The 25,126-nt window shown below is 72.7% G+C and carries 22 protein-coding genes and 1 pseudogene; 11 read left to right on the top strand and 12 right to left on the bottom strand.

Going from position 1 to position 25,126, the window contains the following annotated elements; all coding sequences use genetic code 11:
• The 5 genes and pseudogenes from ABEB00_RS27010 to tkt form a co-directional block, all read right to left on the bottom strand.
• Positions 1 to 473, bottom strand: a pseudogene (locus ABEB00_RS27010) (glucose-6-phosphate isomerase); the annotation flags it as partial.
• Positions 466 to 1,401 (bottom strand): glucose-6-phosphate dehydrogenase assembly protein OpcA, encoded by a 936-nt coding sequence (gene opcA / locus ABEB00_RS27005; protein ID WP_345622959.1) that lies wholly within the window; start codon positions 1,399 to 1,401, stop codon positions 466 to 468. The pseudogene ABEB00_RS27010 and the gene opcA, both read right to left, overlap by 8 nt.
• Positions 1,398 to 3,167 carry a glucose-6-phosphate dehydrogenase gene (zwf, locus tag ABEB00_RS27000; RefSeq protein ID WP_345622957.1) on the bottom strand — a complete coding sequence of 590 codons (1,770 nt, stop codon included), beginning with the start codon at positions 3,165 to 3,167 and terminating at the stop codon, positions 1,398 to 1,400. The genes opcA and zwf overlap by 4 nt, the downstream gene beginning before the upstream one ends.
• A complete protein-coding gene (gene tal, locus ABEB00_RS26995) occupies positions 3,164 to 4,309 on the bottom strand; it encodes a transaldolase (RefSeq protein WP_345622955.1) in 1,146 nt (381 codons plus the stop codon). Before tal ends, zwf begins: the two co-directional genes overlap by 4 nt.
• Positions 4,310 to 4,331: 22 nt before the next feature.
• Positions 4,332 to 6,407: a transketolase gene (tkt, locus tag ABEB00_RS26990; RefSeq protein ID WP_345622954.1), complete on the bottom strand. Its 2,076-nt coding sequence runs from the start codon at positions 6,405 to 6,407 to the stop codon at positions 4,332 to 4,334.
• 157 nt (positions 6,408 to 6,564) lie between these two features.
• Between tkt and ABEB00_RS26985 the strand changes: the two genes are divergently transcribed.
• Positions 6,565 to 7,533 (top strand): AraC family transcriptional regulator, encoded by a 969-nt coding sequence (locus ABEB00_RS26985; protein WP_345622967.1) that lies wholly within the window; start codon positions 6,565 to 6,567, stop codon positions 7,531 to 7,533.
• Between the two features lie 20 nt (positions 7,534 to 7,553).
• On the opposite strand, the gene ABEB00_RS26980 is transcribed toward ABEB00_RS26985, so the two are convergent.
• A complete protein-coding gene (locus ABEB00_RS26980; protein WP_345622953.1) occupies positions 7,554 to 8,507 on the bottom strand; it encodes a L,D-transpeptidase in 954 nt (317 codons plus the stop codon).
• Positions 8,508 to 8,637: 130 nt separating this feature from the next.
• The gene (locus ABEB00_RS26975) at positions 8,638 to 9,498 is read right to left on the bottom strand and encodes an IclR family transcriptional regulator (RefSeq protein WP_345622952.1); all 861 of its coding nucleotides are present in this window, start codon (positions 9,496 to 9,498) and stop codon (positions 8,638 to 8,640) included.
• Positions 9,499 to 9,699: 201 nt separating this feature from the next.
• Between ABEB00_RS26975 and ABEB00_RS26970 the strand changes: the two genes are divergently transcribed.
• The 3 genes from ABEB00_RS26970 to ABEB00_RS26960 all read left to right on the top strand — a co-directional run bounded on the left by ABEB00_RS26970 (position 9,700) and on the right by ABEB00_RS26960 (position 13,984).
• Positions 9,700 to 11,037, top strand: coding sequence for a 6-phospho-beta-glucosidase (locus ABEB00_RS26970; protein WP_345622951.1), 1,338 nt, complete (start codon positions 9,700 to 9,702; stop codon positions 11,035 to 11,037).
• Between the two features lie 174 nt (positions 11,038 to 11,211).
• The gene (locus ABEB00_RS26965; RefSeq protein WP_345622950.1) at positions 11,212 to 12,651 is read left to right on the top strand and encodes a basic amino acid/polyamine antiporter; all 1,440 of its coding nucleotides are present in this window, start codon (positions 11,212 to 11,214) and stop codon (positions 12,649 to 12,651) included.
• Positions 12,652 to 12,727: 76 nt separating this feature from the next.
• A complete protein-coding gene (locus ABEB00_RS26960) occupies positions 12,728 to 13,984 on the top strand; it encodes an arginine deiminase (RefSeq protein ID WP_345622948.1) in 1,257 nt (418 codons plus the stop codon).
• 62 nt (positions 13,985 to 14,046) lie between these two features.
• Here ABEB00_RS26960 and ABEB00_RS26955 read toward each other — a convergent pair whose 3' ends face one another.
• A complete protein-coding gene (locus ABEB00_RS26955) occupies positions 14,047 to 15,285 on the bottom strand; it encodes an ATP-grasp domain-containing protein (protein WP_345622947.1) in 1,239 nt (412 codons plus the stop codon).
• Positions 15,286 to 15,648: 363 nt separating this feature from the next.
• Here ABEB00_RS26955 and ABEB00_RS26950 point away from each other — a divergent pair, with 363 nt between their 5' ends.
• Complete coding sequence (locus ABEB00_RS26950; RefSeq protein WP_425586574.1) at positions 15,649 to 16,326, top strand: 4'-phosphopantetheinyl transferase family protein; 678 nt, start codon at positions 15,649 to 15,651, stop codon at positions 16,324 to 16,326.
• Positions 16,327 to 16,399: 73 nt separating this feature from the next.
• On the opposite strand, the gene ABEB00_RS26945 is transcribed toward ABEB00_RS26950, so the two are convergent.
• The 3 genes from ABEB00_RS26945 to ABEB00_RS26935 all read right to left on the bottom strand — a co-directional run bounded on the left by ABEB00_RS26945 (position 16,400) and on the right by ABEB00_RS26935 (position 17,964).
• Positions 16,400 to 16,636, bottom strand: a complete 237-nt coding sequence (locus ABEB00_RS26945; protein ID WP_345622946.1) for a hypothetical protein — start codon at positions 16,634 to 16,636, stop codon at positions 16,400 to 16,402.
• 99 nt (positions 16,637 to 16,735) lie between these two features.
• Positions 16,736 to 17,275: a toxin-antitoxin system, toxin component gene (locus tag ABEB00_RS26940; RefSeq protein WP_345622963.1), complete on the bottom strand. Its 540-nt coding sequence runs from the start codon at positions 17,273 to 17,275 to the stop codon at positions 16,736 to 16,738.
• 32 nt (positions 17,276 to 17,307) lie between these two features.
• Positions 17,308 to 17,964 carry a helix-turn-helix domain-containing protein gene (locus ABEB00_RS26935; RefSeq protein WP_345622945.1) on the bottom strand — a complete coding sequence of 219 codons (657 nt, stop codon included), beginning with the start codon at positions 17,962 to 17,964 and terminating at the stop codon, positions 17,308 to 17,310.
• 232 nt (positions 17,965 to 18,196) lie between these two features.
• On the opposite strand from ABEB00_RS26935, the gene ABEB00_RS26930 reads away from it, so the two are divergent.
• Positions 18,197 to 18,856, top strand: coding sequence for an MmyB family transcriptional regulator (locus tag ABEB00_RS26930; RefSeq protein ID WP_345622944.1), 660 nt, complete (start codon positions 18,197 to 18,199; stop codon positions 18,854 to 18,856).
• 18 nt (positions 18,857 to 18,874) lie between these two features.
• On the opposite strand, the gene ABEB00_RS26925 is transcribed toward ABEB00_RS26930, so the two are convergent.
• Positions 18,875 to 19,747: a helix-turn-helix transcriptional regulator gene (locus tag ABEB00_RS26925; RefSeq protein ID WP_345622943.1), complete on the bottom strand. Its 873-nt coding sequence runs from the start codon at positions 19,745 to 19,747 to the stop codon at positions 18,875 to 18,877.
• Between the two features lie 191 nt (positions 19,748 to 19,938).
• Between ABEB00_RS26925 and ABEB00_RS26920 the strand changes: the two genes are divergently transcribed.
• The 5 genes from ABEB00_RS26920 to ABEB00_RS26900 all read left to right on the top strand — a co-directional run bounded on the left by ABEB00_RS26920 (position 19,939) and on the right by ABEB00_RS26900 (position 25,103).
• On the top strand, positions 19,939 to 20,700 hold the full coding sequence (locus ABEB00_RS26920; RefSeq protein ID WP_345622942.1) for an SDR family oxidoreductase: 762 nt from the start codon (positions 19,939 to 19,941) through the stop codon (positions 20,698 to 20,700).
• A 97-nt stretch (positions 20,701 to 20,797) separates the two neighbouring features.
• Positions 20,798 to 21,793: a LacI family DNA-binding transcriptional regulator gene (locus tag ABEB00_RS26915; RefSeq protein WP_345622940.1), complete on the top strand. Its 996-nt coding sequence runs from the start codon at positions 20,798 to 20,800 to the stop codon at positions 21,791 to 21,793.
• Between the two features lie 143 nt (positions 21,794 to 21,936).
• A complete protein-coding gene (locus tag ABEB00_RS26910; RefSeq protein ID WP_345622939.1) occupies positions 21,937 to 23,286 on the top strand; it encodes an ABC transporter substrate-binding protein in 1,350 nt (449 codons plus the stop codon).
• Between the two features lie 3 nt (positions 23,287 to 23,289).
• A complete protein-coding gene (locus ABEB00_RS26905; RefSeq protein ID WP_345622938.1) occupies positions 23,290 to 24,243 on the top strand; it encodes a carbohydrate ABC transporter permease in 954 nt (317 codons plus the stop codon).
• A complete protein-coding gene (locus ABEB00_RS26900; RefSeq protein ID WP_345622937.1) occupies positions 24,240 to 25,103 on the top strand; it encodes a carbohydrate ABC transporter permease in 864 nt (287 codons plus the stop codon). Before ABEB00_RS26905 ends, ABEB00_RS26900 begins: the two co-directional genes overlap by 4 nt.
• Positions 25,104 to 25,126 lie beyond the last annotated feature (23 nt).

Raw genomic sequence — 25,126 nt, 5'->3', positions numbered from 1 at the left:
GTTGGAGACGAACCGCACCGTCAGGTCACGGTCGGTGAAGGCGCGCAGCGCCTCGTAGGCCATCGCGGGGCCCAGGTCGGAACCCCCGATACCGATGTTGACGACCGCGCGGATCCGCTCGCCGGTGTGACCCCGCCACTCGNCACCACCGCGTCCGCCGGAGCGCGCAGCGCGGTGTGCAGCACCGCCCGGTCCTCGGTGACATTGATCCGCTCACCCCGGAACATCGCGTCCCGCAGACCGAAGACGTCCGTCGCGGCGGCCAGCTCCTGGAGCAGGGCCAGCGTCTCGTCGGTGACGAGGTTCTTCGAGTAGTCGATCCGCAGGTCGCCGACGCGCACGACGTACCGCTCGGCGCGCTCGGGGTCGGCGGCGAACAGCTCACGCAGGTCCGGGTGGAGCAGCGCCTCGGCGCGGTGGTCCTCCAGCGCCGTCCACTCGGGACGGCGGGTGAGCTTGGGCTGGTCAGACATGAACGGGGTTCTCCTTCGCGCCCTCGCCGCTCAGGGCGATGGCGTACATCTCGTCCGCGTCGAGGCGCCGCAGCTCCTCGGCGATCAGTTCCGAGGTGGGGCGGACCTTCAGCGCGAGGGTGCGCGGGGGCTGGTCGGGCAGGGTGAGCGAGGCCACCGGGCCCTCGGGCCGGTCGATGACGATCTCGCCGGCGGCGGTGCCCAGGCGGACGGTGGTGACGGCCGGGCCGTCGCTGGCCACCCGCTCCACGGTGACGCGCAGGCGGGCCTCCAGCCAGCGGGCCAGCAGCTCGGCGGCCGGGTTGTCCGCCTCGGCCTCCACGGTCGCCGAGGTCACCTCCATCCGGGCCTGGTCCAGCGCCGCCGCGAGCATCGAGCGCCACAGCGTCAGCCGGGTCCAGGCCAGGTCGGTGTCGCCGGGCGCGTAGGAGCGGACGCGCTTGCGGAGCGTCTCCATCGGGTTCTCGACCGCGTACAGGTCGGTGATCCGGCGCTGGCCCAGCGCGCCCAGCGGGTCCTTGGCCGGATTGTCGGGCCCGTCCACCGGCCACCACACGACGACCGGGGCGTCCGGCAGCAGCAGCGGCAGGACGACCGAGTCGGCGTGCTCGGAGACGTCGCCGTACATGCGCAGGACGACCGTCTCGCCGGTGCCGGCCTCGGAGCCGACCCGGACCTCGGCGTCGAGGTGGGACTTGGTGCGCTCGCGCGGGTTGCGGGTGTGGCGCTTGATGACGACCAGCGTGCGCGAGGGGTGCTCGTGCGACGCCTCCTCGGCGGCCTTCATCGAGTCGTAGGCGTTCTCCTCGTCCGTGACGATGACCATCGTCAGGACCATGCCCACCGCCGGTGTGCCGACGGCCCGCCGGCCCTGCACCAGCGCCTTGTTGATCTTGCTTGCCGTGGTGTCGGTCAGGTCGATCCTCATGGCCTGCGCCAGCTCCGTCCGTCTCGTGCGAGCATCTCGTCGGCTTCCTTCGGGCCCCAGCCGCCGGAGGCGTACTGCGCGGGCCTGCCGTGGGTGGCCCAGTACTCCTCGACCGGGTCGAGGATCCTCCAGGACTCTTCCACCTCCTGATGGCGGGGGAACAGGTTGGCGTCCCCCAGCAGAACGTCCAGGATCAGACGTTCGTACGCCTCCGGGCTGGACTCGGTGAACGACTCGCCGTAGGCGAAGTCCATCGACACGTCCCGGATCTCCATCGAGGTGCCCGGCACCTTGGAACCGAACCGGACCGTCATTCCCTCGTCCGGCTGAACGCGCACGACGATGGCGTTGGCGCCCAGTTCCTCGGTGGCGGTGGTGTCGAAGGGGGAGTGCGGGGCGCGCTGGAAGACGACCGCGATCTCGGTGACCCGGCGGCCCAGCCGCTTGCCGGTGCGCAGGTAGAAGGGGACGCCCGCCCAGCGGCGGTTGTCGATCCCGACCTTGATCGCGGCGTAGGTGTCGGTGGTGGAGGCCGGGTCGATGCCGTCCTCCTCCAGGTAGCCGATCACCTGCTCGCCGCCCTGCCAGCCGCCCGCGTACTGGCCGCGCACGGTGTGTTCGCCCAGGTCCTCCGGCAGCTTCACGGCCCGGAACACCTTCAGCTTCTCGGCCAGCAGCGACGCCGCGTCGAAGGAGGCGGGCTCCTCCATCGCGGTCAGCGCCATGAGCTGGAGCAGGTGGTTCTGGATGACGTCGCGGGCGGCGCCGATGCCGTCGTAGTAGCCGGCGCGGCCGCCGATGCCGATGTCCTCGGCCATGGTGATCTGCACGTGGTCGACGTAGGACCGGTTCCAGATCGGTTCGTACATCTGGTTGGCGAAGCGCAGCGCCAGCAGGTTCTGGACCGTCTCCTTGCCCAGGTAGTGGTCGATCCGGAAGACCTGGTCCGGTTCGAACACGTCGTGCACGAGGGCGTTCAGCTCCCGGGCGCTCGTCAGATCGTGCCCGAACGGCTTCTCGATGACGGCGCGGCGCCAGGAGCCCTCCGGGGCGTCCGCCAGACCGTGCTTCTTGAGCTGCTGGACGACCTTCGGGAAGAACTTCGGCGGCACCGACAGGTAGAAGGCGTAGTTGCCGCTGGTGCCGCGGGAGGAGTCCAGCTCGTCGACGGCCTTGCGCAGCTCCTCGAACGCGGTGTCGTCGTCGAAGTCGCCGGGGATGAACCGCATGCCCTCGGAGAGCTGCTGCCAGACCTCCTCGCGGAACGGCGTCCGGGCGTGCTCCTTGACCGCCTCGTGCACCACCTGCGCGAAGTCCTGGTCCTCCCAGTCGCGGCGGGCGAAGCCCACCAGGGAGAAGCCCGGCGGCAGCAGGCCGCGGTTGGCCAGGTCGTAGACGGCCGGCATCAGCTTCTTGCGGGACAGGTCGCCGGTGACGCCGAAGATGACCAGACCGGACGGGCCCGCGATGCGCGGGAGCCGGCGGTCCTGCGGATCACGGAGCGGATTGCTCCACTCGGGGGCCGGGTCCGCCGCGGCGGCCGCTCCGGCCCGGCCCGGGCCGTCCCCGGCGGCCGCCTTCGGACCGTCCGCCGAGCCCCCGGCGGACGGGCCGGACCCCCCGGCGGGCGCACCGGACCCGTCGGCGGGGTCGACGGGCAGGCCGGCGGCCACCACCCCCGCCGCCTCCTGGGCGTCGCGGATCTCCTTGGCCTCCTTCGTGGCCTTGGTCTCGCCCGCCTCCGGGTCGGGAAGCTCCTCGCTCATTCCCCGTCAACTCCCTTGCTGTCGAGAGACTTCGTCACGGCGTCGAGCAGGTCCTGCCAGGCCGCCGCGAACTTGGCCACACCCTCGCGTTCCAACTGCTCCACCACCTCGTCGTACGAGATGCCGAGCCGCTCCACGGCGGCGAGGTCGGCCCTCGCCCGGTCGTAGCCGCCGGTGACCGTGTCGCCCTTGACGTCGCCGTGATCGGCGGCGGCGTCCAGGGTGGCCTCCGGCATGGTGTTCACGGTGCCGGGAGCGACCAGCTCCTCCACATACAGGGTGTCCCGGTATGCCGGATCCTTCACACCGGTGGACGCCCACAGGGGGCGCTGGCGGTGCGCCCCGGCACCGGCCAGGGCGGTGAAGCGGCTGCCCCCGAAGAGCTCCTCGTACGCCTCGTAGGCCAGTCGCGCGTTGGCGAGGGCGGCCTTCCCCTTCGCGGCCAAGGCCTCGTCGGTGCCCAGCAGCGACAGCCGCTTGTCGATCTCGCTGTCGACACGGGAGACGAAGAAGGAGGCGACGGAGTGGATCGAGGCCAGGTCGTGCCCGGCCGCCCGCGCCCGCTCCAGGCCGGCCAGATAGGCGTCCATGACCTCGCGGTAGCGCGCCAGCGAGAAGATCAGGGTCACGTTGACGCTGATGCCGGCGCCGAGTACCTCGGTGATCGCCGGGAGACCGGCCTCGGTCGCCGGGATCTTGATCATGACGTTGGGGCGGTCGACCAGCCAGAAGAGCTGCTTGGCCTCGGCGATCGTCGCCGCGGTGTCGTGGGCCAGGCGCGGGTCGACCTCCAGGGAGACCCGGCCGTCCTCGCCGCCGGTGGCGTCGTGCACGGGCCGCAGGACGTCGGCGGCGGCGCGGACGTCGGCGGCGGTCATCATCCGGACCGCCTCGTCGACACTGACGCCCCGTACCGCGAGGTCGGCGAGCTGCTCCTCGTACCCCTCGCCGGAGCCGATGGCGGCCTGGAAGATGGAGGGGTTGGTGGTCACGCCGACGATGTTCCTCGTCCTCAGCAGCTCGGCGAGGTTGCCGGACGCGATCCGGCTGCGGGACAGGTCGTCCAGCCAGAGGGAGACGCCCTCGTCGGCCAGGCGGGTCAGCGCTCCCGCGGGTGCGGTGGCTTCGGTCACTTCGATCATCTTCTTCTTTCTGGCGTGTCGATCAACCGCGGGCCGCGGCCAGGGATTCCCGGGCCGCGGCGGCGACGTGCTCGGCGGTGAAGCCGTACTCGGCGAACAGGGTCTTGGCGTCGGCGGAGGCGCCGAAGTGCTCCAGCGAGACGATGCGTCCCGCGTCGCCGACGAAGCGGTGCCAGGTCAGGCCGATCCCGGCCTCGACCGCCACCCGGGCCCGCACGGACGGCGGCAGGACGCTCTCGCGGTACTCGCGGGGCTGCTGCTCGAACCACTCCACGGACGGCATCGACACCACCCGGGCGGCGGTGCCCTCGGCCGCCAGCAGCTCCCGCGCGGCGACCGCGAGCCGCACCTCGGAGCCGGTGGCGATCAGCACGACGTCCGGGGTGCCGGTGGCGGCGTCCCGGAGGACGTAGCCGCCCCTGGCGGCGTCCGGGTTCGGCGGGTGGACCGGCAGGCCCTGGCGGCTGAGGACCAGGCCGTGCGGGGCCGGGTCGGTGGAGTGCCGGCGCAGGATCTCGGCCCAGGCGATCGCGGTCTCGTTGGCGTCGGCGGGGCGGACCACGTTCAGGCCGGGGACGGCGCGCAGCGAGGCCAGGTGTTCGACCGGCTGGTGGGTCGGGCCGTCCTCGCCGAGGCCGACGGAGTCGTGCGTCCACACGTACGTCACCGGGAGCTGCATCAGCGCGGACATCCGGACGGCGTTGCGCATGTAGTCGGAGAAGACCAGGAAGGTGCCGCCGTAGACGCGCGTGTCGCCGTGCAGCGCGATGCCGTTCATCACCGCGGCCATGGAGAACTCGCGGATGCCGAAGTGGACGGTACGGCCGTACGGGTCCGCCCCGGGCAGCGGGTTGCCCTCGGGCAGGAAGGAGCTGGTGCCGTCGATGGTGGTGTTGTTCGAACCGGCGAGGTCGGCGGAGCCGCCCCACAGCTCGGGCAGGACCGGGCCGAGCGCCTGGAGCACCTTGCCGGACGCGGCGCGGGTGGCGACCGCCTCGCCGGGCTCGAACACCGGCAGGGCGTCCTGCCAGCCCTCGGGGAGCCGGCCCGCGACCACCCGGTCGAACAGCTCGGCCCGCTCCGGCCGGGCCCCGCGCCACTTGTCGAGCCGCTTGTCCCAGGCGGCGTGCGCCTCGGCGCCCCGGTCCAGGGCGGCGCGGGTGTGGGCGAGGACCTCGTCGGCCACCTCGAAGGACTTCTCCGGGTCGAAGCCGAGGACGCGCTTGGTGGCCGCGACCTCGTCCGCGCCGAGCTCGGAGCCGTGCGACGCCTCCGTGTTCCGCGCGTTCGGGGCGGGCCAGGCGATGACCGTCCGCAGGGCGATGATCGAGGGGCGCGAGGTCTCGGCCCGCGCCGCCCGCAGCGCCGCGTACAGCGCGGGCACGTCCACGTCGCCGCTCTCGGCGGGGGCGAGGCGCCGCACGTGCCAGCCGTACGCCTCGTACCGCCCCAGCACGTCCTCGGAGAACGCGGTCGCGGTGTCGCCCTCGATGGAGATGTGGTTGTCGTCGTAGAGGAGGACGAGGTTGCCGAGCCTCTGGTGGCCGGCGAGCGAGGACGCCTCGGCGGAGACACCCTCCTGGAGGTCGCCGTCGGAGACGATCCCCCAGACGGTGTGGTCGAAGGGGGACTCGCCCGCGGGCGCCCCGGGGTCGAACAGGCCGCGCTCGTAACGGGCGGCCATCGCCATGCCGACGGCGTTGGCGAGACCCTGGCCGAGCGGCCCGGTGGTGGTCTCCACCCCCGCCGTGTGCCCGTACTCGGGGTGGCCGGGGGTCTTGGAGCCGTGGGTGCGGAACGCCTTCAGGTCGTCCAGCTCCAGCTCGTACCCGGCGAGGAAGAGCTGCGTGTACAGCGTCAGCGAGGTGTGCCCGGGGGAGAGGACGAAGCGGTCACGGCCGGTCCACTCGGGGTCCGCCGGGTCGTGCCTCATCACCTTCTGAAAGATCGTGTACGCGGCCGGAGCGAGGGCCATCGCCGTGCCGGGGTGGCCGTTGCCGACCTTCTGGACGGCGTCGGCCGCGAGAACGCGGGCGGTGTCGACGGCACGCCGGTCGAGTTCGGTCCATTCGAAGCGGTCCGCCGGCTGCGTACTCATCTTCAAGAATTCCTCGATGGGAGCGGGGCGAGTGGTCTGACATGTTCAAACTTAAAAGTCAGACTTTTCAGAGTGAAGGTCGGGGTGTGTCAGCCTGTGGTGAAACTGAGACACACCTCGGGTGCCGGGCACGCGAGGCGGACGGCACGAGAAGGACATGGCGGACGAACACCACCAAGACGGCGACGAGGGTGACGGCGGCGGCGCCGGTGGCGACGGCGGCGATGCCGGTGGCGGCGGTGCCGATGGCGGCGGGATCAGAACCTTCCCCTTCCCGGTCGATCTGAGCGTCCTCGGCGTCGGCATGCAGGTCGGCCCCATGGGCACCGGCCGCATCTGGCACGCCCAGGCCCCCCTGTACCGCGTGCACCGCATCGACTTCCACGTCGTCATGCTCTTCACCGGCGGCCCGGTCCGTCACATGATCGACTTCGCCGAGTACGAGGCGCACGCCGGCGAGCTGCTGTGGATCCGGCCCGGACAGGTCCACCGCTTCTCACCGGAGAGCGAGTACCGCGGAACGGTGCTGACCATGCAGCCCGGCTTCCTGCCCCGCGCGACCGTCGAGGCCACCGGCCTCTACCGCTACGACCTGCCGCCGCTGCTCCACCCGGACGCCGCCCCGCTCGCCGCCCTGACGACCGCGCTGGAACAGCTCCGCCGCGAGTACGAGGACACCACCACCCTGCCGCTGAGCCTGCACACGGCCGTGCTCCGCCACTCGCTCACCGCGTTCCTGCTCCGCCTCGCCCACCTGGCGGCCGGCTCCGCGCGGGCGGCGCGGTCCGCGCAGCCGGACCCGCCGGGGGACACGACGTTCACCCTCTTCCGCGACGCGGTGGAACGCGGCTTCGCCACCAACCACAGCGTCAGCGCCTACGCCGACGCGCTCGGTTACTCCCGCCGCACCCTCGTGCGCGCGGTGCGCGCCGCGACCGGCGAGACCCCGAAGGCGTTCATCGACAAACGGGTCGTCCTGGAGGCCAGACGCCTCCTCGCCCACACCGACCTGCCCATCGCCCGGGTCGGCGCGGCGGTCGGCTTCCCCGACGCGGCGAACTTCTCCAGGTTCTTCCACCTGCACACCGAACAGACCCCGGCGGGGTTCCGGGCGGAGGTGCGCTGACGCCGGGGACCCGAGGGGGACTACAGCGCGCTGCCCGCCTGCCACTTCTTCCAGGACAGGTTCCAGCCGTTGAGCCCGTTGGCCGGGTCGACCGTCTTCTCGCCGGAGTTCTTCACGATCACCAGGTCGCCGAGGAGGGAGCCGGAGTAGAACTCGTGCCCCGCCGTGGCCGCGTCCGCCCCGCCCTTCGCGTCGTGCAGGCCGATGCAGCCGTGGGTGGTGTTGCCGGTGCCGAAGACCGAGGCGGCGGTCCAGTAGTTGCCGTGGACGAAGGTGCCGGAGGTGGTCAGGCGCTGGGCGTGCGGCACGTCCGCGATGTCGTACTCGTGGCCGAGCCCGACCGTCGAGGACTCCATCCGGGTCTGCCGCAGCCGCTCGCTGATCACCATGATCCCGGACCAGGTGGTGTGGTCGGCGTCACCGCCCGTGACGGGATAGGAGGCGATCTTCTTGCCGTCCCGGACGACGGTCATCTTCCCCGCCTTCAGGTCGACCGTGCTGATCTGCGACTGGCCGATCCGGAACACCCGGGTGCCGGTCTGCGTACCGGAGAGACCGGCCGCCGCCCGGACGCCGGCCAGGCGGAGGTCGACGGTGACCGTGGTGCCGGGTGCCCAGTACGTCCGGGGCCGGAAGTCGAGCCGGTTGTCGCCGAACCAGTGGCCGACCACCTCGACCTCCGGGTCGGCCGTCACGGTGATCGCCCGCTGCACCGCGGCCTTGCGTGTCACGGCGTGCGAGAAGGTGATCGACACGGGCATGCCGACGCCGTACGTGCCGTCGGCGTCCGGGGTCACGGTCGCGGTCAGGGTGCGGGTCTCGGCGGCGGCCGCTGCCTCGGCGGCCCGCGCCGGGGTGGTCCGGCCGGCCAGGACGGCGGCCACCGGTACGGCTCCGAGCGCGGTGAGCACGCCCCGCCGGGACCACCGCCCCGGCTGAGCGGCCTGCGGGTCGGACATGTGGGGGCTGCTCACTGCGCGGGCCTTCCGTGGGGGTTCGGCGGGGTTGCGTGCAGTGTGCACTGTATAACTGGGGAAGTCCTGTGCGGCACTGTTCGTGCCCTGGGAGAGCTGTGAGAAACGCGGCAGAAGGGCAGGAGCGGGGTCAGGTGGGCCCTGGCCGGGTACGTCCCTCGCGCAGTGCCCGGGAGATGCCGAGCGCGGCCAGCCGCACCGCCGGCACCAGCGCCGGGACCTGCCCGCCGCGGTGCGGGACGACGACCGAGACCGCGGCGGTGACCGTGCCGTCCGGGCCGCGCACCGGGGCGGCCACGGACAGCGCGTCGTCGGTGACCTGCCGGTCGCTCACCGCGGCCCCCGCGCGGCGCACCTCCGCCAGCACCCGGCGCAGCCGCACCGGATCGGTGACCGTGTACGGGGTGAACGCGGCGAGCGGACCCGCGCAGTACGCCCGCTGCGACTCCGCCGTGTCGTGTGCCAGCAGGGCGAGTCCGACCCCCGTGGCGTGCAGCGGCCAGCGCCCGCCGACCCGGATGCGCACCCCGACCGCCGACCGCCCCGACAGCCACTCCACGTAGACGACCTCCGCGCCGTCCCGCACCGCCAACTGCACGTTCTCGTGGGTCGCCTCGTACAGGTCCTCCAGGTACGGCAGCGCCACCTGGCGCAGGGCCAGGCCGCGCGGCGCGAGCGCGGCGACCTCCCACAGCCGCAGGCCGACGTGGTAGACGCCCGAGCCGTCCCGTTCCAGCGCGCCCCACGCGGTGAGGGCGCCCACCAGCCGGTGCGCGGTGGTCAGGCTGAGCCCCGCGCGGCGGCCGATCTCCGTCAGGCAGAGCGCGGGGTGCTCGTGGTCGAAGGCGGCGAGCACCGACAGCAGCCGGTCGGACGCGGTCGGCGTGGTGGTGGCGCCGGTAGGAGTGGGGGCGGCGGGGGCGCAGGCGGGAGCGGGGCCGGCGGGGGCGCCCGCGCACGAGCGGCGCCGGGGGTGGGGGAGGGCGGTCATGGCCGGGTGCCTCCCAAGGGCGGGGGCGGTGCCGTCCCCGTGACGTTAGGCAGCGCGCTCCCGGCCGGTCAACAGGCCGGACGCGGCCGGTCGACGGGCCGGCCCCGCGCCGCCCGCGACGCGGGGCGAACCGGCCGTGCCATGATCGCGGCAGCGGGTAGGCGGGCGGCACGCGCCCGCCGGCACGGGAAAGGTGCGGGCGTGAGGCTGACGATTCTGGGCGGCGGCGGATTCCGGGTGCCACTGGTGTACGGGGCACTGCTCGGCGACCGCGCCGAGGGACGCGTGAGCGAGGTCGTCCTGTACGACCTCGACGCCGGCCGGCTCACCGCGGTGACCCGGGTCCTGGCCGAGCAGGCCGCCGGGGTGCCCGACGCGCCCCGGGTGACCGCGACGGCCGACCTCGACGAGGCGCTGCGCGGCGCCGACTTCATCTTCTCCGCGATCCGGGTCGGCGGCCTCCAGGGCCGCGCCGACGACGAACGCGTGGCGCTCGCCGAGGGCGTCCTCGGCCAGGAGACCGTCGGCGCGGGCGGTATCGCGTACGGCCTGCGGACCGTGCCCGTCGCCGTCGACCTCGCGCGCCGGATCGCCCGGCTGGCCCCCGACGCCTGGGTCATCAACTTCACCAACCCGGCCGGACTCGTCACCGAGGCGATGTCCCGCCACCTCGGCGACCGCGTCATCGGCATCTGCGACTCACCGGTCGGCCTCGGCCGCCGCGTCGCCCGCGCGCTCGGCGCCCGCCCCGAGGAGGCGTGGATCGACTACGTCGGCCTCAACCACCTCGGCTGGGTGCGCGGCCTGCGCGTCGCCGGCCGCGACGAACTCCCCCGGCTGCTCGCCGACCCCGCCCTGCTCGGCTCCTTCGAGGAGGGCCGCCTCTTCGGCCCCGACTGGCTCCAGGCCCTCGGCGCGATCCCCAACGAGTACCTGCACTACTACTACTTCAACCGCGAGGCCGTCCGCTCCTCCCGGCAGGCCGAGCGCACCCGCGGCGCCTTCCTGCGCGACCAGCAGGCCGGGTTCTACGCCGAGGCACACGACCCCGCCGGGTCCGCCCTGGCGCTGTGGGACCGTACCCGCGCCGAGCGCGAGGCCACCTACATGGCCGAGAACCGGGAGACGGCGGGCGCGGGCGAGCGCGAGGCCGAGGACCTGTCCGGCGGCTACGAGAAGGTGGCCCTCGTCCTCATGCGGGCCGTCGCCCGCGGCGAGCGCACCACCCTGATCCTCAACGTCCGCAACCGCTCCACCCTCGCCGCCCTCGACGCCGAGGCCGTCATCGAGGTGCCCTGCCTGGTCGACGCGAGCGGCGCCCACCCGGTCGCCGCCGACCCGCTGCCCGGCCACGCCACCGGCCTGGTCTGCGCGGTCAAGGCGGTGGAACGGGAGATCCTCGCGGCCGCCGCCTCCGGTTCGCGCGCCCGCGCCGTCTCGGCGTTCGCACTGCATCCGCTCGTCGACTCGGTGACCGTGGCACGCCGCCTGGTCGACGGCTACACGGCCGTCCACCCCGGCCTCGGGTACCTCCGCTAGCGCCGATCCGTCAGACCGGCCCTGGCGGCGATGGCTGGGGGGACGGCCCGGCTCAGTAGCCGCAATGGCCTCTTATCGGGCAAAAACTCACATATGGCTGCTAGGTTCCCTCTTCGACGGAGTGCGGGAGGGCGCCCACCCGCGCCGTGCCCGTACGGACGGACGAGGGAAACCATGAGCGATGCCGAGGCCGCGGCGCGACCGGCGGCCAAGCTGTCCCTGCTGACGCTGACCGCGATGGTCGTCGGTTCGATGGTCGGTGCCGGGGTGTTCTCGCTGCCGCGGCGCTTCGCGCAGGAGACCGGGGTGGCGGGGGCGCTGATCGCCTGGGCGGTCGCCGGGGCCGGCATGCTGATGCTCGCCTTCGTCTTCCAGAGCCTCGCCGTGCGCCGGCCGGACCTGGACGCGGGCGTGTACGCGTACGCGAAAGCGGGGTTCGGCGAGTACCTCGGCTTCTTCTCCGCCTTCGGCTACTGGGCCAGCGCCTGCGTCGGCAACGTCACCTACTGGGTCTTCCTCACCTCGACGGCCGGCGCGCTGGTGCCGGCGCTGGGAGATGGTGACACGGTGCCGGCGGTGCTGGTCTCCTCGGCCGGGCTGTGGGGGTTCTTCCTGCTGATCCGCCGAGGCGTGAAGGAAGCCGCGGCGATCAACCGGATCGTGACGGTGGCGAAGATCGTGCCCATCGTCTTCTTCGTGATCCTGGCGCTGTGCTACTTCGAGCCGTCCGTCTTCGCGGACAACTTCGGCGGTGCCGACTACACGGGCTCCCTCTTCAGCCAGGTCCGCGGCACCATGCTCGCCACCGTCTTCGTCTTCCTCGGCGTCGAGGGGGCCAGCGTGTACTCGCGGCACGCCAAGCGTCGCGAGGACGTCGGGCGGGCCACGGTCCTCGGACTGCTCGGTGTCTTCGCCGTCTTCGCCTCCGTCACGATCGTCTCCTACGGGCTGCTGCCGATGGCCGAGATCGCCGAGCTGCGGCAGCCCTCGATGGCCGAGGTGCTGGAGTCGGCGGTCGGCACCTGGGGAAAGGTCTTCGTCAGCGTCGGCCTCGTCGTCTCCGTGCTCGGCGCCTACCTCGCCTGGACCCTGATGGCCGCCGAAGTCCTGTTCGTCGCCGCCAAGGACAAGGACATGCCCCGCTTCCTGGCGCGGTCGACGGCGGCGGACGTCCCCGAGAACGCGCTGCTCATGACGACCTGTCTCAGCCAGGTCGTGCTCGTCGTGACGCTGTTCTCCGCGGACGCCTTCAACTTCGCCCTGGACCTGACCAGCGCCCTGAGCCTGATCCCGTTCCTGCTGGCCGCCGCCTTCGCGGTCAGCGTCGCCAGGCCGCCGGACCGCCCGGACACGGCGGGACGCTCCACCCGGCGCGAGCTGGTCATCGCCTCGCTGGCGACGGTCTACACCGTGTTCCTGCTGTACGCGGCCGGGCCGAAGTACCTCCTCGTCTCCTTCATCCTCTACGCACCGGCGACCCTGCTGTTCGTCCGGTCCCGCCGCGAGCAGGGGCGACGGCTCTTCTCCCCGGGCGAGGCGGTCACCTGCGCGGTCACGGTCGCCGGCGCCGCCGCCGGCGTGGCGGCGCTGGCCGTCGGCTGGATCGAGCTGTGAACCCCCGCCGGCCCCATGCCGTCGTCAGCGGCCCCCATGCCGTCGTCAAGTGCCGTCATCAAGCGAAAGGCCCCTCGTGACAAGCACCGTCCCCGCTTCCGCCCTCGGCGTCCACTCCGAAGTGGGGCGGTTGCGCAAGGTCCTGGTGTGCGCCCCCGGCATGGCGCACCGGCGTCTGACCCCGACCAACTCCGACGACCTGCTGTTCGACGACGTGATGTGGGTGGAGAACGCCCAGCGGGACCACGCCGACTTCGTCGCCCAGCTCACCGACCGGGGCGTGGAGGTCGTCGAACTGCACGAGCTGCTCGCCGCCACCATGGCGATGCCACAGGCCCGGTCCTGGCTGCTGGACCGGAAGATCGACGCGAACGAAGTGGGCCTCGGCCTGGTCGACGACACCCGTGCCTTCCTCGACACCCTCACCCCGGGCCGGCTCGCCGAGCACCTGATCGGCGGGCTGGCCACCACCGACCTGCCGGACGAGTTCCGGTCGGCGTACCTGGGGCTGGCCCGCGAGGGCACGGGCGCGCGGGAGTACCTGATGCCGCCGCTGCCCAACACCCTGTACACCCGCGACACGACCTGCTGGCTCTACGGCGGGGTGACGCTCAACCCGCTCCACTGGCCCGCCAGGCACGACGAGACCCTGCTGATGAAGGCGGTCTACACCTTCCACCCCGACTTCCGGGACAGCACGGTCTGGTGGGGCGACCCGGAGCAGAACTGGGGCCGGGCCACCTTCGAGGGAGGGGACATCATGCCCGTCGGCAACGGCGTCGTCCTCATGGGCATGAGTGAGCGGACCTCCCGGCAAGCGATCACACAGGTCGCGGCCGCCCTGTTCGCGCAGGGCGCGGCGGAGCGCGTCATCGTGGCCGGCCTGCCGAAGCTGCGTGCGGCGATGCACCTGGACACCGTCTTCACCTTCGCGGACCGGGACGTCGTGACGCTGTACCCGCGCGTCATCGACGGCGTCCACACCTTCTCGCTGCGCCCCGCCGACCGGGCGCCGGGGGTCGAGATCACCGACGAGGGCGCCCTCCCGTTCACCGAGGTCGTGGCCGGCGCCCTGGGCCTGCCCCGACTGCGGGTGATCGAGACCGGCGGAGACGTCTACGCCTCCGAGCGCCAGCAGTGGGACAGCGGCAACAACGCCGTGGCGCTGGAGCCGGGAGTCGTCTTCACCTACGACCGCAACACCCAGACCAACGCCCTGCTGCGGCGGGCCGGGGTGGAGGTCCTCACCATCGTCGGCGCGGAGCTGGGCCGGGGCCGAGGGGGCGGGCACTGCATGACCTGCCCGCTGATCCGCGACGCGGTGGTCTTCTGACCGGCCGGCCGCCCCGGCGCCGGGCTCCCGCCCCGCCCGCGCGAACCGGCCCGCGCCCGGGGCTACCCGGAGGAGAGCCGGTGAGCGTGCCCGGCGCCGTCCGCGGGGCCGGCCGCCACCGCCGGTGCGGCGGTCGCGGCGGCGGCCGTTCCCACGCCCGGCGCGACGAGGGGTCCGGCCGGGCGGACCTGGGGAGCCACGGCCGGGGCACCGGCCGCCGGGTCGTGCTCGGGCGTCCAGGACGGTGACGCCGGCGGTGACTGCGGCTGCGGCGGGGTCAGGGGGCGCAGTGGGCGCGGGCCGGACACCACCGCGTAGTCCCGGCCCAGGAAGGGCGGCACGATCTCGCCCGGGTCGTCGCCCAGCGCCAGCCGTACGGCGGCCCACGGGGCGTTGATCCCGCACAGCGAGAGCTGGTGCAGCCCGCCGGCCGGCCGGGTGTTGACGTCCATCAGCACGGGCCGCTCGCCGAACATCCGGAACTGGATGTTGGACAGGTGGTGCAGCCCGAAGCCCTCGGCCAGGCGCCGGGCCGGCTCCAGCCACTGCTCGTCCAGGGTGAACCCGCGGCGCCGGCCGTTCTTGGTACGGCCCACCACCATCCGCACCCGGTTGTCCCGGCCGGTGAGGCAGTCCACCGACACCTCGGGCTCCTCCAGCCGCGGCATCACCAGCCAGTCCACCGGCTCCTCGGCCGCCCGGACCGCCGCCACGGCCAGGTCCAGATGGACGTACGGGCTGGGGAAGCCGTTCAGTTGCGCGAGGGAGAACGGCGCCCGGGTGACCATCCGGAAGCCGACGCCGCCCGCGCCCGAGGCGGGCTTGAAGCACGCCCGGTGGCCCAGCTCCTCCAGCTCCTCCACGGCCGCGACCAGTTCGTCGGCGGTCCGCACCCGCCACCAGGGCGGCACGGGGACGCCGACCGCCTGCGCCGCCTCGTAGGCGATCACCTTGTCGTGGAAGACGGCCACCGCCTCGGGCGGCGGGGCGAGCAGGGCCGTGCCGGCCGCCTCGAACTCGCCGCGGTGGGCCACGATCGCCGTCTGGTGCAGCCGGGGCACGAACACGTCGATGCCGCGCCGGCGGCACTGGTCCAGCGCGTACTCGACGTACCCGGCCGGGGAGAGTGCCTCGGGCTCCAGCTCGGCGGTGTCGGCGGCGGCCAGTACGGGGGAGTCCGGGTCGCCGTGGGTGGCGTGGATCTCGACCGCCCGGTCGCCGGGATTTCTCCGTAGCTGGTCCATGAAGAACACGTTCTCCGCGTACGTGCGGTTGAGCCAGACGCGTACGCGAGAGACCATGCAGGCCGCCTTTCACAGTTCACGGGCAGGGCGAAGTCGGCCGTGCCCGGCCAGGGGGGATGAAGGGTCACCGAACCGCACTGCGTGAGGGGGAGTCCGAGGCGGTGGTGTTGGGGCGATCATAGGGGTACGGAGGCGGCCCCGTGCAACGCGCGTGTTACGGATCGGCGCGGGGCCCGCCGGGAGCCGGCGGGACGCCCTTGTCGGCCCCCTCCGGCGTGTGATCTCTTGAGGGTGCGACCGCGGACCGCCGCACAGGCCGCGCGGCCCGCAGAGTACGTCCCGTACGCGCGGAAGGGGGCAGGGGTGACGTCGACGGACGAGAACGCCGGACGGCCGGGGAGCACGGGCCGGGACCCGTTGATGCGGAGCGTGCTGCCGTCGACCGCGGTCGCCGTGGAGGCCCACGGGCACGACACCGCCGGGCACACCCCGCTCTATCCTGAGGAGGAGGCGCTGGTGGCCCGCGCGGTGGACAAGCGCCGCCGGGAGTTCACCGTGGTCCGCTCCTGCGCCCGCCGGGCGATGCGACAGCTCGGCGTGGAGCCCCAGCCCGTGCTGAACGGGGAACGCGGTGCCCCCCGCTGGCCCACCGGGCTGGTCGGCAGCATGACCCACTGCGCCGGCTACTGCGCGGCGGCCCTCGCCCGCTCGGACGACCTCGCCTCCCTCGGCATCGACGCGGAGGAGGACGCGCCGCTCCCGGACGGCGTGCTGGACGCGGTGGCCCTGCCGGCCGAGGCGGAACGGGTGCACCGGCTGGCCGCGGCACGGCCCCAGGTGCACTGGGACCGGCTGCTGTTCAGCGCCAAGGAGGCCGTCTACAAGGCGTGGTTCCCCCTCACCGGCAAGTGGCTGGACTTCCACGAGGCCGACATCGAGACGACCGTGGACGCCGCCGAGGAGCGCCGCGGTGCCTTCCGGGCCACCCTCCTGGTCCCGGGACCGCTCGTGGCCGACCGCCGCCTGACCCACTTCGAGGGCCGCTGGGCCGCCCGGGACGGCCTCCTCGTCACCGCCATCGCGGTACCGCCCCGCTGAACCGGCCGGGCGGCCCGGACATGGCACGGTCGGAGCCCGGACCGGGCTCGGTCATGGCGCGGTCATGGCTCGGTCATGGCTCCGGGCACCAGCTCGTCAGCAGGCGGAAGAACTCCTTCTCGTTCCCCGTCAGCCCCGCCTCCGCCAGCGCCCGTTCGGCCTCGGCGAGGACGGACGGCGGGACGACGGGAGGCCGTTGGGCGTCCGGCGGCCCCGAGGCGGTGTCGAAGGCGGCGCGTACCGTGTGCAGCAGCCGCAGGTACGCCTGGACGGCGGTGCGCTCGCGGTCGGTCAGCACGGCGGTGGTCATCGGTCGGCTCTCCCCACATCGACGTCAACGAAGCCGGCCGCCGCGCAGGGCGACCGCACCCCACCAGCTTGCCGCCCACCACTGACAATCCCCGGGAGATCAGCCCAGATACCCCAGGGAGGCCCCGATCCGCCCCGCCAGATGGTCCCCCCGCACCGGCCCGCGCGCCGCCGAACCCGCGAGCCGCGTCCGGCACTTGCTGGCCAGCAGCAGACCGAAACTCTCGGCCTCCCGTTCGTCGGCCAGTTCGAAGCGGGACCGCGCGGCGACCGCGCGGACGGTGGCCCGCAGCGCGTCCTCGTCCAGGTCGGCGCCGCCCCCGTCCAGCAGCCGGGCGGCGACCGCCGTACCGTCCACGGAGTGCCCGCAGTGCCCGGCCTCCATGTGCCACAGCTCGTGCCCCAGGATGACCAACTGGTGTTCGGGAGCGGTGCGCTCCTCCACGACGACCAGGTCCTGGTCGGTCAGGTCCAGCCAGAGTCCGCTGGCCGTCCCCGGCGGGAACGCGGCCGTGCGCAGCAGCAGCGGACGGCCGCGGCGCCGGGCCATCGCCCCGCACAGCGCGGCGTACAGGTCGGCGGGCGGCGCCGGGACCGGGAGCCTCAGCTCCGCGACCAGCTCGTCGCAGAGGCGGCGCATGCGCCTGCCCACGGCCAACCGCCTCCCCACGTTCAAGACTCCGGCCGCCTGACGCTCTCCAGGAGCATGTCCAGCCATTCGGCGACCTTGTCGCGGTGCTGGTCGGTGGGCAACTGCGCGGCCCGCCAGGCGATGCCGCGGACGCCGTGGTCCTGCAGCAGCCGCTCCAACGGGTCCGCGGCGGCCTCGGCCGCCTCCCGTTCGCGGTCGGCGAGCCGCTGGAGGAGTTCCTGCTCGATGTGTTGCAGGGCGCCGGCCAGCGCCTCGGGGTCCTCGGCGGTGAGGAACCCGGCGTGCACCCGGAAGAAGCGCTGGATGGCGTCGCAGTGCTCCATGGTGGGCCGCCGGTCGCCGTTGATGAGCGCGCCGGCCTGCTGCCGTGACATGCCGGCGCCGTCGGCGATCTCCTGCTGCGTGTAACGCCGCCCGTTGGGTTTCAGCCGGGTGCGGCGCAGCAGGTCCAGGCGCTGCACGAACCGGCTCTGCACGTCGGGTTCACCGGCCGGCCGGCCGCTCAGCAGGGCCTTGACCACGGACTCCGGAACACCTGAGGCGGCCGACAGCCGGCCGGTGTCGAAGACCTCGGCGTGCGGCACGCCGAGCCGGTCGGCCAGCGCGGCGACGCGGGAGACGGCGGACGACAGCCCGGCCGTCTGCGTGGCGCCCGGTCCCTCGAAGCCACCCGTCACCGACAGATCTCCTACATCTCTCACAGGACTCTCAGGCTTCTCACAAGCTGTTGCCGTGGACTTCCCGGAGAGTAGCCCCTCGCTCGAACTCACATCCAGGTCTCGCCACAACTGTGGCCAATTTCAGCCGTCAACCGACATGAAATGCCACGATAGTTGACACGCCTCGCACCGGGGCAGCAGGATCGGGGCGCCGCGTGAAGGCCGCATAGGCAAGAGGGGTGACCTCCCGATGGCATTTCAGGCAGGCGGGCGGCGGTCGGCGCCGCGGCCCGCCCCCGCGACCCCCGAGGCCCAGGCGTACTTGCAGGACTACGCCGCGCTCGTGGACGCCGTCCCGCATCCCTCCTTCGTCGTCGACCACCGCTGGGACGTGGTCCTGGCCAACGGTGCCTTCCGGACGCTCTTCCGGGGCGTCGGACCGCATCCGACGGCCATGCCGGGCGACAACTTCCTGCGGTTCGTCCTGTTCCACCCGGACGCCTCCGCCGTCCTCGGGGACCACGAGCCGAGCTGGTGCCTGCCGATGCTGGCCCACTTCGCCGCCGCGCTGGAGCGCCACGGACACGATCACGCACTCCAGGCGGTCCGCCGGGACATCGCGCAGGACCCGATCATGGACGCGGCCTACCGTCAGGGGCTGCCGCACTGGGTCCGCGCGGTCGGCGAGGGGGCCGTGGAGCACGACGGCGCCGTCCGGCCGCTGCTCCACCCCGACGCCCGCGGCGGCGCCGGCGAGTGCCGGGTCGTCGTGGAGACGCCCAGGTCGCTGGAGGAGCTGGACTACACCCGGCTGACCCTGGTGCTCCGCGAGGAGCGGCGCGTCCCGCCCCGCGAGCGCCGCCCCCGACGCGGCGCGGCCCACCTGACCGTCGTACCCGCCGCGCACTGACCGCGGCGGTCGAAAGGGTCAGGGTCCCGTCGGGTGCGGCGGGTCCGCCGGACGGCCGGGTGCCGCGCCGGTGGGTCCGGTCCGCGCGAGCGCGGCGAGCAGCCGCAGCTTCTCGTCGCTGTCGCTGTCCTTGTCGGGGTAGTAGACGACGAGGATGACGTCGTCGAGGGGGAGCTTGTCGCGGTGCAGCCGCAGTTCACCGACGACCGGGTGGTGGACGGTGATGCTGCCCCCTTCGAGGGCGCGGACGTCGTGCCGGGCCCACAGGGTGCGGAACCGCTGACTGGACAGCGCCAGCTCGCCGACCAGCTCCACGAACCGGGGGTTGTCGGTGTCGTCCCCGATGGTGGTGCGCAGAGCGGCGACGAAGCCGGCGGCGGCCGCCGTCCAGTCCTGGTGGAATGCCTGTTCCTCGGGATCGAGGAAGAAGGACCGCAGCCGGTTCTGGCCGGGCCGCAGGCGCGGCGAGAGCGCGACGGCCGGCGGGTTGGAGGCCAGCACGTCGAAGGCGCGCCCCTCGACGAACGCGGGGATCTGCAGGTGGGCGAGGAGCTGGTGCGCCCGCGCCGGTACGTACTCGGGTCGCCTGCGCCGCGGTGGCCTGGGGCGGGCCGTCGCGAGGCCGAGCAGATACGTGCGCTCGACGTCGTCGAGACGCAGGACCCGGGCGAGCGACTCCAGGACCTGGGGCGACGGATTGCGGTCGCGACCGCGTTCCAGGCGCAGGTAGTAGTCGGGGCTGATGCCGGCCAGCAGGGCCACTTCCTCCCGGCGCAGCCCGGGCACCCGGCGGGTGCCGCCGGGCGGGATCCCCGCCTGCGCCGGGGAGACAAGCTCACGCCGGGCCCGCAGGTAGCCGCCGAGCCGGTTGCCGTCCTCCTCGTCCCTCATACCGCCACCGTAATGCGGTGCGCGGGTCGCTGAGGGGCCCTGGCAGGACCAGGGAGCACGGGGGCTCTCCCGCGCCCGGCGGGCGCTGCCGAGACTGGGAGGACAGCGTTCCGCGCAGAACCGCGGAACATCACCGAAGGCGCCCCGGCCGCAGACACACCGGCGGCGCCCTGGACCGAAGGGAAGATCTCGTGGATCTCTCCAACCGCACCGTTCTCATCGTCGGCGGGACCTCGGGCATCGGGCGTGAGCTGGCCCGCCGGTTCGCCGCCGCGGGCAGCACCGTGGCCGTCGGCGGCCGCGACCCGCGGGCGCTGGCGGAACTCGCCGCGGCGGGCTTCGGCACCGTCAGGGTCGACGTCACCGACAGCGCCTCCGTCACCTCGGCCCGGGACACCGTGCTGGCCCGTTACCCCGAGCTGGACACCGTGGTGACGATGCCGGGCGTCATGCTCCTGGAGGACCTGCGCGACCCCGGGCACTTCGCGGCGGCGGCGCAGACGATCGACACCAACCTGGTGGGCACCATCCGGGTCATCGACGCCTTCACCCCGCACCTGGTCGGGCGGGGCGCCGGCACCTTCCTCACCGTCACCTCCGGCATCGCCTTCCTGCCGTTCCCGCCCATGCCCACCTACGCCGCCTCGAAGGCCGCGGTGCACGCCTACTCCGAGGCGCTGCGCGCGCAGCTCGACGGCACCGGCGTCGGCGTGGTCGAACTCGTCCCCCCGGCCGTCGCCACCGCCGGCCAGGAGAAGGTGAACCCGCACGCGCTGCCGCTCGACGGCTTCGCCACCGAGGTCATGGAACTGCTCGCGGCGGAACCCACCCCCCGCGAGATCCTGGTGAAGGGCGTCCTCATGCACCGCTGGGCCGAACGCGACGGCACCTACGCCGACCTCGTCGCCCAGCGCTCCCGGGCACTGGCCATGCTCCCCGGCCGCGAAAGCTGACACCCGCCCCGCCCGCCCCGCATACGCACCCGTCCCGCCGTTCCGCCGTCCGGCTGTTACGCAAGCGCCTTTCATTTCTTGCGCTAGTCTTGCGGGCATGACGCGACGACTTGCTGAGGTGGCGAAGAAGGTCGGGGTCAGCGAGGCCACGGTCAGCCGGGTGCTCAACGGCAAGCCCGGGGTGTCGAAGGCCACCCGGCAGGCGGTGCTCTCCGCGCTCGACGTCCTCGGCTACGAGCGGCCCACCCAGCTCCGCGGCGAGCGCGCCCGGCTCGTCGGCCTGGTCCTGCCCGAGCTGCAGAACCCGATCTTCCCGGCGTTCGCCGAGGTCATCGGCGGCGCGCTGGCCCAGCTCGGACTCACCCCCGTGCTGTGCACGCAGACCAAGGGCGGCGTCTCCGAGGCCGACTACGTGGACCTGCTCCTGCAGCAGCAGGTCTCCGGTGTGGTCTTCGTCGGCGGGCTCTACGCGCAGGCCGACGCGGACCACGACCACTACGAGCGGCTCGCCGACCGCAAGATCCCGGTCGTGCTGGTCAACGCCGCCATAGAGCACCTCGGCTTCCCCGGCGTCTCCTGCGACGACGCCGTCGCCCTGGAGCAGGCGTGGCGCCACCTGGCCTCGCTCGGCCACGAGCGGATCGGCCTCGTGCTCGGCCCCGCCGACCACCTGCCCTCGGGCCGCAAACTGACCGCCGCGCGCGCCGTCGGCCACCTCCCCGACGAGTACGTGGCCCGTGCCATGTTCTCCATCGAGGGCGGCCACGCCGCGGCCTCCCGGCTCATCGACCGCGGTGTCACCGGCTTCATCTGCGCCAGCGACCCGCTCGCCCTCGGTGTCGTACGGGCCGCCCGGCGCAAGGGGCTGAACGTGCCCGCGCGGATCTCCGTCGTCGGCTACGACGACTCCGCGCTGATGAACTGCACCGAACCGCCGCTGACCACCGTCCGGCAGCCCATCGAGGCCATGGGCCGGGCGGTGGTCGAACTGCTCAACACGCAGATCAACGGCCAGTCCGTGGCCGCCGAGGAACTGCTCTTCGAACCGGAACTGGTGGTGCGCGGTTCCACCGCGCAGGCCCCCCGCCCCTGACCGCGGCCGCGAGGACCCCGGCAGCCGGCTCCGGCGGCCGACAGGCTGTCCAATAATTTCAAATTCTGCGTGACATCTTGCGGTCGACTGTCGCCGGTGCTTGAGTGTGCGGCGCCCACCGCTCCTGTCCTGAGGGGTCACCGATGTCACGCACCGGGTTCCGCCGTACCTTTGCCGCGCTGAGCGCCTGTTCGCTCGCCCTCGCCGTCGCCGCCTGCGGTTCGGGCGAGGACGAGGGCGGACGCGGCAAGACCCGCATCACGGTCAACTGCATGCCGCCCAAGAGCGCCGAGGTCGACCGGCGGTTCTTCGAGGAGGACGTCGCCGCGTTCGAGAAGGCCCATCCGGACATCGACGTCGTCCCGCACGACGCGTTCCCCTGCCAGGACCCGAAGACCTTCGACGCCAAGCTCGCCGGCGGCCAGATGGAGGACGTGTTCTACACGTACTTCACCGACGCCGGCCACGTCGTCGACATCGGCCAGGCCGCCGACCTCACCCCGTACGTCAGGGAACTCAAGAGCTACGGCACCCTCCAGCGGCAGTTGCGCGACATCTACACCGTCGACGGCAAGGTCTACGGCATCCCGCGCACCGGCTACTCGATGGGCCTGATCTACAACAAGGCGCTCTTCGAGAAGGCCGGGCTCGACCCCGACCGGCCCCCGGCCACCTGGGACGAGGTCCGCACCGCCGCCAGGAAGATCGCCGCCCTCGGCGACAACACCGTCGGCTACGCCGACTACAGCGCCCAGAACCAGGGCGGCTGGCACTTCACCGCCGAGCTGTACTCGCGGGGCGGCGACGTCGTCGACGCGAGCGGCGAGAAGGCCACGATCGACACCCCCGAGGGCCACGCCGTCCTGCGGACCCTGCACGACATGCGCTGGACGGACCGGTCGATGGGCAGCAAGCAGCTCCTCGTCATCAACGACGTCCAGCAGATGATGGGCACCGGCAAGCTCGGCATGTACCTCGCCGCCCCCGACAACATCCCGATCCTCGTCAAGGAGAAGGGCGGCGACTACAAGGACCTCGCTCTCGCTCCCATGCCCGGCGGCGAGTCCACCCTCATCGGCGGCGACGGCTACATGTTCCGCAAGAAGGCGAGTCCCGAGCAGATCCGGGCCGGTCTGCAGTGGCTCGACCACATGTTCCTCACCCCCGGCAAGGGCTTCCTCGGCGACTACGCCCGCGCCGAGGCCGGGGACGCCCCGGTCGGCCTGCCCGAGCCCCGCCTCTTCACCGGCGCCGCCGACGCCGAGGACCAGAAGGTCAAGAACGCCAACGCCAACGTGCCGGTGGCGAACTACCAGCCCTTCCTCGACGGCAACCAGAACCTGAAGATGAAGATCGAGCCGCCGCACGCCCAGCAGCTCTACTCCGTCCTCGACGGCGTCGTCTCCGCCGTCCTCACCAAGGAGGACGCGGACATCGACAAGCTGCTCGAAGACGCCACCGGCAAGATCGACGGCATCCTGGCCCGGAGCTGACCGGTGACGAAGACGGTGGAACGGCCGGCCCCGGCCGTCAGGGCCCGCCCGGCGCAGGCGCCGCCCCCGACCGCCGGCCGCGGCCGGCGCCGCCTCGCCGACCAGGGCCGCGCCTACGGCTTCCTGCTCGGCGGCGTGCTCTGCTTCGCGCTGTTCTCCTGGTACCCGGCGATCCGCGCGGTCGTCATCGCCTTCCAGAAGTACACCCCGGGCTCCGACCCCGAATGGGTCGGCACCGCCAACTTCACCCGCGTCCTCCAGGACCCCGAGTTCGCCGCCGCCTGGCGCAACACCCTCACCTTCACCGCGCTCGCCCTGCTCATCGGCTTCGCGATTCCCTTCGTCCTCGCCCTCGTCCTCAACGAACTACGCCACGCGCGGGCCTTCTTCCGGGTCGTGGTCTACCTCCCGGTGATGATCCCGCCGGTGGTCAGCGCCCTGCTGTGGAAGTGGTTCTACGATCCCGGCGCCGGACTCGCCAACGAGGCGCTGCGCCTCCTGCACCTGCCGACCTCGAACTGGTCCAACGGCGCCGACACCGCACTCGTCTCCCTGGTCCTCGTCGCCACCTGGGCCAACATGGGCGGCACCGTCCTGGTCTACCTCGCCGCCCTCCAGTCCATCCCCGGCGAGCTGTACGAGGCGGCCGAACTGGACGGCGCGAACCTGCCGCAACGCGTCAGGCACGTGACGATCCCGCAGACCAGGTTCGTCATCCTGATGCTGATGCTCCTGCAGATCATCGCCACCATGCAGGTCTTCACCGAACCGTTCGTCATCACCGGCGGCGGCCCCGAGAACGCGACGGTCACCGTCCTCTACCTCATCTACAAGTACGCCTTCCTCTACAACGACTTCGGCGGCGCCTGCGCGCTGAGCGTCATGCTCCTGGCGCTGCTCGGCCTCTTCTCGGCCGGCTACCTCCGGTTCACCCGGTCCGACGGGGAGGGCGCGTGAACACCACCCGTACCCTCGTCTCCCCGGCCGTCCTGGCCCGCCCGCGCGGGAAGGCCGCCTACTGGACCGTCTTCAGCGGCGTCGTCCTGCTCTTCACGCTCGCCTTCCTCTTCCCGGTCTACTGGATGGTGACCGGCGCGCTGAAGTCACCGGACGAGGTGGCCCGTACCCCGCCCACCGTCGTCCCCGAGACATGGCGGGTCAGCGGCTACACCGACGCCTGGGACATGATGGAGCTGCCCACCCACCTGTGGAACACGGTGGTGCAGGCGGCCGGCGCCTGGCTGTGCCAGCTCGTCCTGTGCACGGCCGCCGCCTACGCCCTGTCCAGACTCAGGCCCGCCTTCGGCAAGGTGATCCTCGGCGGCATCCTCGCCACCCTGATGGTCCCGGCCCAGGCCCTGGTCGTGCCCAAGTACCTGACCGTCGCCGACCTCGGCCTCCTCAACGATCCGCTGGCGATCTGGCTGCCGGCCGTCGCCAACGCCTTCAACCTGTACCTGCTCAAACGGTTCTTCGACCAGATCCCGGCGGACGTGCTGGAGGCCGCCGAGATCGACGGCGCCGGGAAGCTGCGGGTCCTGTGGTCCCTCGTGCTGCCCATGTCACGGCCGGTGCTCGGCGTCGTCTCCATCTTCGCCCTGGTCGCCGTCTGGCAGGACTTCCTGTGGCCGCTGATGGTCTTCTCCGACACCGGGAAGCAGCCGATCAGCGTGGCCCTCGTCCAGCTCTCGCAGAACCTCCCGCTGACCGTGCTCATCGCCTCGATGGTGATCGCCAGCATTCCCATGGTCGCGATGTTCCTCGTCTTCCAGCGGCACATCATCGCCGGGATCAGCGCGGGCGGCACCAAGGGCTGACGCGCCCTCCCTTCGCAGAGAAA

This window comes from Streptomyces ziwulingensis (genome assembly GCF_039542605.1).
GTDB classification, from domain to species: Bacteria; Actinomycetota; Actinomycetes; order Streptomycetales; family Streptomycetaceae; genus Streptomyces; species Streptomyces ziwulingensis.
Note: the sequence above shows the minus strand (reverse complement) of the source record. Positions and strands in the feature narration are given on the sequence as shown.